General features: G+C 40.2%; 1 protein-coding gene. It reads right to left on the reverse strand.

Annotation, left to right across the window (positions count from 1 at the left end; all coding sequences use genetic code 11):
- On the reverse strand, positions 1-905 hold a 905-nt coding region (locus tag AC1EKE_RS08170), incomplete at both ends, for an HAD-IC family P-type ATPase (protein ID WP_480309008.1).

Genomic DNA, 905 nt, shown 5'->3' on the forward strand with positions numbered 1-905 from the left:
TCAATAAATGATTCAATATCTCCTGGATCAGATTGAGTCAAGATGACATCAGCTGAATCCAACGCCACTTGAGTTCCTGCACCGACTGCTATTCCAACGTCTGCTAAGGCAAGAGAAGGGGCATCATTAACACCGTCACCTACCATGATAACTTTCTTTCCTTCTTCTTTAAGTGTTTTTACTAACTCATATTTGTCTTGTGGAGATTGATTTGATCTATATTCAATCTCTAAATCTTCTGCCGCGCCTTGAGCCGCTTTTTCATTATCACCTGTTGCCATAATCGGCTCTATATTGTTCTTTTTAAGAACTTTAATTAACTCTTTGCTCGTTGGTTTTAATTCGTCCCCTAAAGCTACAGCACCTATGGCATCATCGTTTTCTACTAAGACACTGAGAGTTGCTCCTTTTGGAATATCCATATCCAGATTACGTCCGGAGGCTTTTTGGCTGATTAATTGGTAACTATGACCCTTGGCTTTGCCTTCTACGCCAGCACCGGAAATCACATCAATTGAATCAAAAGATACTGGACTTATACCTTGCTGCTTAGCGAAGCTTATAATTGATTGAGCGATCGGGTGGCTAGATCCTCCTTCAATACCTGCCAGTAAGGCAATGATTTCCTCTTTATTATATTTGTTATTAAAAAGTTCAACGTCTAATACTTTAAACTCACCTGTTGTTAAAGTACCTGTCTTATCTAAAATCATCACATCTGCATCTTGAGCTATTTCTAAAGATTCTCGGTCTTTTACTAGTAAGCCACGACTTGCCCCTAAGCTTGTGCTACGAGCGGTGACCAATGGAATAGCTAGACCCAATGCATGTGGACAAGCTATAACTAAAGTTGTGATAGCAAGTTTTACTGCCGTTGGGATGTCCGCTATAAGCGTCCATACTAC

This window comes from Porphyromonas sp. C0041D3 (assembly GCF_056590575.1).